Annotated in this window: 11 protein-coding genes and 1 pseudogene; 3 read left to right on the top strand and 9 right to left on the bottom strand. The window is 67.8% G+C overall.

Annotated features, from left to right (window positions below):
- The 8 genes from VML93_RS22435 to carD form a co-directional block, all read right to left on the bottom strand.
- Positions 1 to 1,353 (bottom strand): condensation domain-containing protein (locus VML93_RS22435; protein ID WP_414686418.1); only part of this gene is annotated, 1,353 nt, incomplete at its 3' end.
- Positions 1,354 to 1,411: 58 nt separating this feature from the next.
- Complete coding sequence (locus tag VML93_RS22430) at positions 1,412 to 1,636, bottom strand: MbtH family protein (protein WP_325614437.1); 225 nt, start codon at positions 1,634 to 1,636, stop codon at positions 1,412 to 1,414.
- A 413-nt stretch (positions 1,637 to 2,049) separates the two neighbouring features.
- Positions 2,050 to 2,961 (bottom strand): glycerophosphodiester phosphodiesterase family protein, encoded by a 912-nt coding sequence (locus VML93_RS22425; RefSeq protein WP_325614442.1) that lies wholly within the window; start codon positions 2,959 to 2,961, stop codon positions 2,050 to 2,052.
- A gap of 26 nt (positions 2,962 to 2,987) precedes the next feature.
- Positions 2,988 to 3,917, bottom strand: a complete 930-nt coding sequence (rlmB, locus tag VML93_RS22420; protein ID WP_325614435.1) for a 23S rRNA (guanosine(2251)-2'-O)-methyltransferase RlmB — start codon at positions 3,915 to 3,917, stop codon at positions 2,988 to 2,990.
- Entirely contained in the window at positions 3,918 to 5,327 is a 1,410-nt protein-coding gene (gene cysS, locus VML93_RS22415; protein ID WP_325614433.1) for a cysteine--tRNA ligase, read from the bottom strand. It lies immediately after the preceding gene.
- A gap of 52 nt (positions 5,328 to 5,379) precedes the next feature.
- Positions 5,380 to 5,859: a 2-C-methyl-D-erythritol 2,4-cyclodiphosphate synthase gene (gene ispF / locus VML93_RS22410; protein WP_325614431.1), complete on the bottom strand. Its 480-nt coding sequence runs from the start codon at positions 5,857 to 5,859 to the stop codon at positions 5,380 to 5,382.
- Positions 5,856 to 6,518, bottom strand: coding sequence for a 2-C-methyl-D-erythritol 4-phosphate cytidylyltransferase (ispD, locus tag VML93_RS22405; protein WP_325614430.1), 663 nt, complete (start codon positions 6,516 to 6,518; stop codon positions 5,856 to 5,858). The genes ispF and ispD overlap by 4 nt, the downstream gene beginning before the upstream one ends.
- Positions 6,519 to 6,541: 23 nt before the next feature.
- The gene (gene carD, locus VML93_RS22400) at positions 6,542 to 7,030 is read right to left on the bottom strand and encodes an RNA polymerase-binding transcription factor CarD (RefSeq protein WP_007166539.1); all 489 of its coding nucleotides are present in this window, start codon (positions 7,028 to 7,030) and stop codon (positions 6,542 to 6,544) included.
- Positions 7,031 to 7,341: 311 nt separating this feature from the next.
- Here carD and VML93_RS22395 point away from each other — a divergent pair, with 311 nt between their 5' ends.
- From VML93_RS22395 to disA, 3 genes are read left to right on the top strand one after another with little or no spacing between them, the layout of a single operon-like run.
- Positions 7,342 to 7,944 carry a hypothetical protein gene (locus tag VML93_RS22395; RefSeq protein ID WP_325614429.1) on the top strand — a complete coding sequence of 201 codons (603 nt, stop codon included), beginning with the start codon at positions 7,342 to 7,344 and terminating at the stop codon, positions 7,942 to 7,944.
- A 49-nt stretch (positions 7,945 to 7,993) separates the two neighbouring features.
- Entirely contained in the window at positions 7,994 to 9,427 is a 1,434-nt protein-coding gene (gene radA, locus VML93_RS22390; RefSeq protein ID WP_325614427.1) for a DNA repair protein RadA, read from the top strand.
- A 6-nt stretch (positions 9,428 to 9,433) separates the two neighbouring features.
- On the top strand, positions 9,434 to 10,507 hold the full coding sequence (disA, locus tag VML93_RS22385) for a DNA integrity scanning diadenylate cyclase DisA (protein WP_325614425.1): 1,074 nt from the start codon (positions 9,434 to 9,436) through the stop codon (positions 10,505 to 10,507).
- Positions 10,508 to 10,514: 7 nt separating this feature from the next.
- On the opposite strand, the pseudogene VML93_RS38675 reads toward disA, so the two are convergent.
- Positions 10,515 to 10,664, bottom strand: a pseudogene (locus tag VML93_RS38675) (hypothetical protein); the annotation flags it as partial.

Genomic DNA, 10,664 nt, shown 5'->3' with positions numbered 1-10,664 from the left:
AATCGACACCGACACCCCCACCGACCCCGCCAACACCCCCCAATTCCCCACCCGCACCAACCACGCACGCTCATCACCCTCGAGCACATCGATCGACGACAACCGCCGCCCCGGATCACCCGACATCGCCACCAACACCCGCTCCAGCCGCTGGGCCAATTCGGTGACGGCAAAATTCGAAAACGGCTGCGCCGCACCCAGCGTGCTGAGAAGAAGCTCGTCGCCGGTTCCCGTGAAGATCAGCCCGAAGCCGCCGGCAAGGCCAGAGATCAATGACGCCGATGCCTCGACACCGCCGAAGGGCACGGTGAATGCGGACGGGAGGAAATCAACGACCACCCGGTCGGCCAGTTCCCGCGGGCCGCGCGGGTGCGCCTTTCGCTCCAGGGCCCGCACCGGAAATCTCTGATGCTGCAGCGCTTCCCGGATGCGCGTATCGACATACTCACAGAAGCCGGCGACCGCAGAGTCCGGCGCAATCCGCAATACCAGCGGCACCACCCCGGCAACCATCGCGGGCAGCGTCTTCAACTCCGGAAGGACCCGCCTGCTGACTGGGAAGTCGAGCACTACCTCGGTGCCTTCAGCGCAGAACCCACGTACCAAAAGCGCGCACGCCGCGGTGATGACCGATGATCGAGGCACGTTCCACGCGTCGCACAACTGTTGAACCCGGCGCAGGACTACCGGGTCCAACCGGGCAGGCGCCGCAGACCGGTACGGATCACGCTCGCCCGCGGCGTGAGACAACCGGTGAGAAGATCCGCCTTCCTCGGGAAGATTCGCAGTCCAGTAGGCCTGATCTTCGAGGTAATCGCCGGACGCTTCGTATTCGGATTCGCAGTCAACCAAGTCCTGCAGCGAGCCGAAGTACGCCGGCGGAACAGGTGCGCCAGAAACAATTGCCGAGTAGACCGATGCGATCCGATGGCACATCAGCGCGAGGCCGGATCCGTCCATGACGATGTGGTGGCAGCACGCGAACAAGTGGAATTCGTCGAGCCGAGTCTGAAATATCGCGAATCTGAACAGCGCGCCGCTCAGTGGCATCGGGGTGCGCTGGATCGTCGATGCCGTCTCGCGGGCTTCCCGATCGGGATCGGCCGAGCGGCTCAGGTCGTAGAAGGCCACCTCTACGACCGGGTAATCGACGGCCCGTTGGAAGACCTGGCCGTCCACCTCGAAGAATGTCGCCCGGGCAGGTTCGGCCTCTTGCAGCACGCGGCGGACCGCCCACTCGAGGGCATCATGTTCGATGGTGCCCTCGATTTTCACGATCAGGCCAAGCTGCCACTCCGCGCTCGAGCCACCCGCTTCATGCGCAAGCCAGATGTCCAGCTGCGCACGCGTCACCGGCAATGCTCGGTCGCCCAACTCCATCCGCTCCCCCCCACTCGAGATGGTCTACCGATCAAGCCCCCCGTTCCTCAGCCAATCTGTCGCGCAGACTCTTCGGTCGGATGTCGGGCCAGTTCTGTTCGATGTAGTCCAGACACGCAGCGCGGTCCGCTTCGCCGTGGACCACCCGCCAGCCGGCCGGAACGTCGGCGAAGGTCGGCCAGAGGCTGTGTTGCTCCTCGTCGTTGACCAAGACGAAGAAGCTGCCGTTGTCGTCGTCGAACGGGTTGGTAGTCACGGGTCCCCCCCAAGACGGTTTGATTGGATCGATGCTGGCTGACTGCTACCCCGAGTCCCCCCTCTGATTCACCCAGACGGCGCATTTCAAACCTATGTATCTGCTGTCAACGAGACCGCGCTCGTCTCGGTTCAACGCGGCCATCCCGGTCGCGGTCGCGGCCGGCGCCGGCGTTGTGCTATTCGACCCGAGACGATCAACGGAAAGCTTTCTCCTGTCTGCGATGTGGTGCGTGCTGAGCACCCGCTCGACGCGGCACGCACCCGGTTATCGGAGAGTACCGCGCGGCCGCTCGCGGGCCAACGGATGTCGCGCGAAACAATATGTCAGGCAACCTATGTGCGGCCTATGTGCCTTCTATGTGCGGCCGCGGCGACCCGGGCTTGAATCGGGCGGGCAGCGCCAAAGCCGGCCTACCCGGCCAGCACGCTGCGCAGCAGCGTCGGATAGTTGGTGATCAGGCCGTCGACACCGTCAGCGATCTGTTCCCGCATGGCAGCGGCGTCGTCGACGGTCCACGGAATGACCTTGAGCCCCAACGCGTGTGCCCGATCGACGAACGCCTTGTCGACCAACGGGTACCGGGGCGACAGGACACCGGCGTCTGCCAGCATCGCGCCGATCATCGGATCACCGACGACGGCCGGGTCGATACCGGCCGACCATGGTGAACCCGGCACCCAGGTCTGCTCATCCCACAACGCCACCAACGGAATCGAAGGCTCGGCCCGGCGCACCATCGGCAGCGTTCGCCAGTCGAAGCTCTCGATTTCCACCCGGTCGACCTTGCCCGCGGACCTGACCGAGGCCAGTATCACGTCGACGAACTCCTGCGGTTCAGCCGAGACTCCCGGTTGATCGGCGGCCACCTTGGTCTCGATGTTGTAGCGGACATCGCTGTGACGGGAATCGGCGAGCTTGAAGACCTCCGGCAACGTCGTTATCTTGTTGCCCCACACCACTTCAGCTCGGGGGAACTCCTTGTTCGGCTTGCCGCAGTCCAGGGTGCGGATCTGCGCCAGGCTGAGCTCGTACACCCGCTTTCCGACGTAGGGATACGCCGGATCACCCGGGAACGCAGGCCCGGTGTCGGAGCATTGTTGGGCGTCGAACGTCGAGTCGTGCCATACCAGTGGTTGCCCATCCCTGGTGATGTTGATGTCGAGTTCGATTGTGCTGACACCTGTTTCGATTGCCTTCGCGAAGGCTCGCAGCGATTCCCCGGTGGTCTCGCCGCGACCGCCGGCATGCGCCTGCACGTCGAAGCCGGGCGCCTGTCCGGACGCGGCCGGCACCGGGACGAGGAGCGCCACCACGGCCGCCAAGAGCGCGCAAAGTCGCGCAGGGAAAGTCATCCTCTGCGCTGGCGCGCGATTTCGGCGAGCACCACGCCGGCGGCCACCGAAGCGTTCAGCGACTCGGTATGACCCGCCATCGGGATGGACACCACCTCGTCACAGTTCTGCCGGACCAACCGGGACAGCCCCTTGCCCTCCGAACCGACCACCAGCACCAGCGGGTCGGTGCCGTCCAGGTCGTCCAAAACGGTGTCGCCACCGGCATCGAGACCGACCACCCGCACCCCGCGATCGGCCCAACTCTTAAGTGCTCTGGTCAGATTCGTCGCCCGCGCCACCGGGATCCGGGCCGCCGCCCCGGCGCTGGTGCGCCAGGCCACCGCGGTCACCGAGGCGGAACGGCGCTGCGGGATCAGCACGCCGTGCCCGCCGAACGCCGCCACCGAACGCACGATCGCGCCCAGGTTGCGAGGGTCGGAGATGTTGTCCAGCGCCACCAGCATCGCCGGCGGCGTACCGAGGGCCGTGGCGAGCAGGTCGTCGGGGTGGGCGTACTGGTACGGCGGCACCTGCAAGGCGATGCCCTGGTGCAGTTGGTTGGCGCTCATCCGGTCCAGATCGGTCCGCGGCACCTCCAGGATCGCGATGCCCAAATCGGCTGCCCGGGAGACGGATTCGGTCAGCCGCTCGTCGGCCTCGGTGCCCAGCGCGACGTAGAGCGCCGTCGCCGGAACACCGGCACGCAGACATTCCAGGACCGGGTTGCGGCCCAGCACCGTCTCGCTTTCGTCCACCCGGCGAGCCGGTCGGCGTGGCTGCGCGGCTGCCCGCTTGGCGGCCGGATGGTTGGGCCGCAGGCGCGCCGGCGGTGTGGGACCACGCCCCTCCAGCGCGCGACGGCGCTGCCCGCCGGAGCCGACGGCAGGACCCTTCTTGGTGCCGGACTTGCGAACCGCGCCCCGGCGTTGCGAGTTGCCCGCCATTTACTTACCGTCGTCGGTCCGCAACGACCACTGCGGTCCGTCGGCGGTGTCGGTGACCTCGATGCCCGCCTCCTTGAGCCGGTTGCGGATCTCGTCGGCCAGCGCCCAGTCGCGCTGCTCGCGCGCCTTCTCGCGGTTTTCCAGCTCGTTCTGCACCAGCACGTCGACGGCCGCCAGCGCGGCCGACGTCTCGTCGCGCGATTCCCAGCGCTCGTCGAGCGGGTCGCAGCCCAAAATGCCCATCATCGCCCGGATCGACCCGGCGCTCTTCAACGCGCCCTCGTGGTCGCCGGCGTCGAGCGCCCGGTTGCCGTCCGCGCGGGCCTGGTGCACCTCGGCCAGGGCGATCGGCACCGACAGGTTGTCGTCGAGCGCCGCGGCGAACCGCGGCGTCCACTCACCGGGCACGACAGCGCCGACCCGGTTGCGCACCCGGTGCAGAAAGTCCTCCACACCGACATAGGCGCTGACCGCGTCCTGCAGGGCGGTCTCGGTGTATTCCAGCATCGAGCGGTAATGCGCGCTGCCCAGGTAGTAGCGCAGCTCGACCGCTCGCACCCGTTGCAGCATCGCGGGAATGGCCACCACGTTGCCCAGCGATTTGCTCATCTTCTCGCCGCCCATCGTCACCCAGCCGTTGTGCAGCCAGTAGCGGGCGAACCCGTCACCGGCGCCGCGGCTCTGCGCGATTTCGTTCTCGTGGTGCGGGAAGATCAAATCCATTCCGCCGCAATGGATGTCGAATTCTCGCCCGAGATAGGTGCGGGCCATCGCCGAGCACTCCAGGTGCCAGCCCGGCCGGCCGCGCCCCCACGGCGACGGCCACGACGGCTCGCCGGGCTTCTCGCCCTTCCAAAGGGTGAAGTCGCGCTGGTCACGCTTGCCGGTGGCGACGCCCTCGCCCTGATGGACATCGTCGATCCGGTGCCCGGACAGCTGCCCGTATTCCGGGTCGCTGAGCACGTCAAAGTAGACGTCGCCCTTGGCGGCGTACGCGTGGCCGGTTTCAATCAGGCATTCCATTAATTCGACCATCTGGGTGATGTGGCCGGTGGCGCGCGGCTCCGCCGACGGCGGCAGGACATCCAGCGCGTCGTAGGCCGCGGTGAATGCCCGCTCATACGTGGCCGCCCACTCCCACCACGGCCGGCCCGCCGCGGCGGCCTTGTTCAGGATCTTGTCTTCGATGTCGGTCACGTTGCGGATGAACGCGACGTCGTACCCGCGCGCGATCAACCAGCGGCGCAGGATGTCGAAGGCCACTCCGCTGCGCACATGCCCGATGTGCGGCAGCGTGTCCGGGGTGGCGCCGCACAGGTAGATGGAGACGTGCCCGTCGCGCAGCGGAACGAAATCACGCACGGTTCCAGAGGCCGTGTCGTGCAGCCGCATAAGGGGGCGATCGGTCACGACGTGCCAGCTTACCTGGCCAATCGCCGAAGCCCGCCACCGCGAGCGTGCGTCAGTCGACCCGCACCACCAGCGCCGTCGCGATGGCGGCCAGACCCTCCCCGCGCCCGGTCAGGCCGAGCCCGTCGGTGGTGGTGGCCGACACCGACACCGGCGCCCCCAACAGACCCGACAGCACGTCCTGCGCCTCGGTACGACGGGGGCCGATCTTCGGCCGGTTCCCGATCACCTGCACCGCGGCGTTGCCGACCCGGTAGCCGGCCTGCGCTATCAGCTCGACGACATGGCGCAGCATTTCGGCCCCGCTGACACCCGCCCAGCGCGGATCGTCGACCCCGAACACGGCACCGATATCGCCCAGCCCTGCAGCCGAGAGCAGCGCATCGCACAGCGCGTGCGCCGCCACGTCCCCGTCGGAATGTCCGGCGCAGCCGTCGGCGTCGGGAAAAAGCAGCCCGACCAGCCAGCACTGCCGTCCGGGTTCGATCGGATGCACATCCGTGCCCAAACCGATGCGTGGCAGCTCGTTCATTGGCGCACGATCGCCCGGGCCAGCAACAGGTCCAGCCGGGTGGTGATCTTGAATGCCAGCGGGTCGCCGTCGACCACCCGAACCTGGCCGCCGATGTGCTCGACGAGGGAGGCGTCGTCGGTGAATTCGGCCGCGCTCGCCTGCCGATAGGCCCGCCGCAAGAGCTCGGTGGCGAACCCCTGCGGGGTCTGAACGGCGCGCAATCCGGCCCGCTCCGGCGTGCCCAGGACCGCTCCGTTGGTATCTACGGCCTTGATGGTGTCGGTCACCGGCAGCGCGGGCACCACGGCGACATTACCGGCCCGCAACGCCTCCACCACGCGCACGATCAACCCGGGTGGCGTCAGCGCCCGCGCGGCGTCGTGCACCAGCACGAATTCGGCCGCCTCAGGCGTAGCCTGCAGCGCCTGGCTGACGGATTCGGTGCGGACGGCCCCGCCGGCCACCACGGTGGCTTTGTCGCCGAGGATCTGCTTTGCCTGGTCGATCAGGCCGGCGGGTACCGCCGCGACCACGCTGTCGACGACCCCGGAATCGCGCAGACCGTCAACGGCCCGTGCCAGCAGGGTGCGTCCCTCGAGCTGATAGAACGCCTTGGGCACGCCGACAGCCAGCCGCTCACCAGAGCCTGCGGCAGTAACTATCGCAATTACTTGCAACTAGAGAGGATGTTCAGGGGGCCTCAGGAGGCCGCCGCCAGAACCTCGTCCAGGATAGTCTCGGCCTTGGCGTCGTCGGTGCTCTCGGCGAGCGCCAACTCACCAACCAGGATCTGGCGGGCCTTGGCCAGCATGCGCTTCTCGCCGGCGGACAAACCACGTTCCTGGTCGCGACGCCACAGGTCGCGGACTACCTCGGCAACCTTGTTCACATCGCCGGAGGCGAGCTTTTCCAGGTTGGCCTTGTAGCGGCGTGACCAGTTGGTGGGCTCCTCGGTGTGCGGCGCGCGCAACACCTGGAAAACCTTGTCCAGGCCTTCCTGCCCGACAACGTCGCGGACGCCGACGTATTCGGCGTTGTCCGCGGGCACTCGAACTGTCAGGTCTCCCTGCGCCACTTTCAAGACGAGATACTCTTTTTGTTCCCCTTTGATGGTTCGGGTTTCGATCGCCTCGACTAACGCAGCACCGTGGTGTGGATAGACAACGGTGTCTCCGACCTTGAAGATCATCAGATTCGAGCCCCTTTCGTTACTCCATGCTAACACGGGGCTCCAAAGCGTGCGGAACAACGGTGCAGGTCAGGGGCACAACACCCGGAGATTAGGGCTTGACACGGGGGCCAATACGTGCAAGGCGGCGCACCGGCGACGTGCTTCACCGGCTGTTGTTCCGCTGGTCTCGGCGCCGTCAGCTGCCAGCAATGGCAGTCAGCTGGCGCGTTCCCACTTGGCGCCGTCGGCTACCGTCTGCGTCTCCTTCCTACTACTGTGCATAGTTGGACGTCAGACCGCCTGACCAGAGGCCACGCAGGAGGCAGTGAGTGAACCGCTTCAGGACCCGCCTCCGCGCCCTCGCCGGCATCGGCCTGGTTGCGTTGATCGCGCCCGTGCTCAGCGGTTGCGGAGCCGGGCAGATCTCGCAGATGGCGACTCAGGAACCCGCGGTCAACGGCAACAAGATCACCATCTCCAAAGTGCTCACCATCAACAACACCGAAGTGCGCCACAGCGTGGAGCTGCGCGACATCCGCATCCAGGCCGACCAGAACTCGGACTGGATCCAGCCCGGGCGGACGGTGGAGCTGGTGCTGGTCGCAGTCAATCAGTCGCCGGACGTATCCGACAAGCTGACGGGAATCAGCTCTGCGATCGGCGACGTGAACGTCACCCCTGGCGATCCCGAGCTGAAGCCCAGCGGGATGCTGTTCATCGGCAGCCCCGACGGCCAGCGGGTGGAGCCGGGTCCGACCGGGTCCAGCACTGCGGCAAAAGCGTCCGTCGCGCTGAAGCAGAAGATCAGCAACGGCCAAATGTACAAATTCACCTTCAAATTCGAGAAGGCCGGTGAGCGCGACGTGCAGGTGCCGATTTCGGCCCCGCTGGAACCGCCGCCCCACCTCACGGGAGCAGAACAGCACGGCTGAGCGCGTGTGAATCCGGCGGGCTGTCACCCCCGCCCGATACGGTCATGTCGTGGCGAACACGCGTACCCAGTACCGCTGCTCGGAATGCCGCCATGTCACCGGGAAGTGGGTGGGGCGCTGCGGCGAGTGTGGAACCTGGGGCACTGTCGACGAGGTGGCGGTGCTCAGTGCGGTAGCCGGCGGCGGCCGTCGTAGCGCGGCGCTGATCGGCGCCTCCCAAGCCGTTCCGATCAGCTCGGTCGACGCGAAGCGCGCGCGGCCCTGCCCCACCGGCGTCGACGAACTGGACCGGGTGCTCGGCGGCGGCGTGGTGCCCGGTTCGGTGACGCTGCTGGCGGGCGATCCCGGGGTGGGCAAGTCGACGCTGCTACTCAAGGTCGCCCACCGCTGGGCCGAGGCGGGACGGCGGGTGCTGTATGTCTCCGGCGAGGAGTCCGCCGGCCAGATCCGGCTGCGTGCGGACCGGATCGGCTGCGTCGGTGACGAGCTCTACCTGGCCGCCGAATCCGACCTGCACACGGTGCTGGAACACATTTCGACGGTCCGCCCCGCGCTGGTCATCGTGGACTCGGTGCAGACCATGTCCACCGCCGAGTCCGACGGCGTGGCCGGCGGCGTCACGCAGGTGCGCGCGGTGACGGCCGCGCTGACCGCCGCCGCCAAGGCCAACGGCGTCGCGCTGATTCTGGTCGGCCACGTCACCAAGGACGGGGCCATCGCCGGTCCGCGGTCACTCGAACACCTCGTCGACGTGGTGCTGCACTTCGAGGGCGACCGCAACGACACGTTGCGGATGGTCCGCGGGGTCAAGAACCGTTACGGCGCGTCCGACGAGGTCGGGTGTTTCCTGTTGCACGACAACGGAATCGAAGACGTCGCCGACCCTTCCGGCCTGTTCCTGGATCAACGGCCGGCGCCCGTGGCCGGTACCGCCATCACGGTGGCGCTGGACGGGAAGCGGCCGTTGATCGGGGAAGTCCAGGCATTGCTGGCCACACCGGGCGGCGGCTCGCCGCGACGCGCCGTCAGCGGTATCGACCACGCCCGGGCCGCGATGATCACCGCGGTGCTGGAAAAGCACGCCCGGCTGAGCCTCGCCGTCAACGACATCTACCTGTCCACCGTGGGCGGCATGCGGCTGACCGACCCTTCGTCGGATCTGGCCGTAGCGATCGCGCTGGCCTCGGCGTTCGCGAACCTGCCGCTGCCCACCACCGCGGTGATGATCGGGGAGGTCGGCCTGGCGGGCGACCTGCGCCCGGTCAACGGCGTGGACCGGCGACTGGCCGAGGCTGCCCGGCAGGGGTTCAACATCGCGCTGATCCCAGCCGGCTGTAAGGCGGTACCGCCGAGCATGCGTGCGCTCTGCGCGCCCACCATCATCGCCGCTCTGGAACACATGATCGACATCGCCGACCACCGCAGCGCCGCCCCGGCACCGTTGCATCGGCTGGACGCACAGGCTAACGGGGCCGCAGAATGACACGCTGTGACCCGACCGACGCTGCGTGAGGCTGTCGCCCGCCTGGCACCGGGCACCGGGCTCCGAGACGGCCTGGAACGCATCCTGCGCGGCCGCACCGGGGCGCTGATCGTGCTCGGGCACGACGAGGCCGTCGAAGCCATCTGCGACGGCGGGTTCTCCCTGGATGTGCGGTATGCGCCCACCCGGCTGCGCGAGCTGGCCAAGATGGACGGCGCCGTGGTGCTGTCCACCGACGGCAGCCGCATCCTGCGGGCCAACGTGCAGCTGGTCCCCGATCCGTCGATACCCACCGACGAATCGGGCACCCGGCATCGCTCGGCCGAACGGGCCGCGATCCAGACCGGCTATCCGGTGATCTCGGTCAGCCACTCGATGAACATCGTCACCGTCTACGTGGGCGGCGAACGCCACGTGCTGACCGACTCCGCGACCATCCTGTCGCGGGCCAACCAGGCCATCGCGACCCTGGAACGCTACAAGACCCGCCTCGACGAGGTCAGCCGGCAGCTGTCGCGGGCCGAGATCGAGGACTTCGTCACGCTGCGCGACGTGATGACAGCGGTGCAACGCCTGGAGCTGGTCCGGCGCATCGGTCTGGTCATCGACTACGAGACCGTCGAGCTCGGCACCGACGGCCGTCAGCTGCGGCTGCAGCTGGGGGAGCTGCTGGGCGGCAACGACACCGCCAGGGAATTGATCGTGCGCGACTACCACGCCAACCCCGAGCCGCCATCCGAACCACAAGTCGCCGCCACCCTGGAAGAGCTGGACACCTTGTCCGACACCGACCTGCTCGAGCTCACCGCGCTGGCGAAGGTCTTCGGATATCCGACCACGGCGGAGGCCCAGGACTCAGCGCTGAGCCCCCGCGGCTACCGCGCGATGGCCGGGATTCCCAGGCTTCAGTTCGCCCATGTGGACCTGCTGGTGCGGGCGTTCGGAACGCTGCAGGGTCTGCTCGCGGCCAGCGCGAACGATCTGCAGTCGGTGGATGGCATCGGCGCGATGTGGGCGCGCCACGTGCGTGAGGGTCTGTCCCAGCTGGCGGAGTCGACCATCGCCGATCCGCTGAACTGAATCCGGGCTATCCCCCGGGTGCGGGCGCCGGTCCCGGCGCCGGCGGCGCCTCCGGCGGTGCGGGGGCCGCAGGAGCACCCGGCGCGGGTCCCGGCGGCGGTGGCGGCTGGTTCAGGACGAACGGAACCGGCTGCGAGCGCAGGTTGCCCAGCTGCAC

It is taken from the genome of Mycobacterium sp. (assembly GCF_035499775.1).
Lineage (GTDB): Bacteria > Actinomycetota > Actinomycetes > Mycobacteriales > Mycobacteriaceae > Mycobacterium.
Note: the sequence above shows the minus strand (reverse complement) of the source record. Positions and strands in the feature narration are given on the sequence as shown.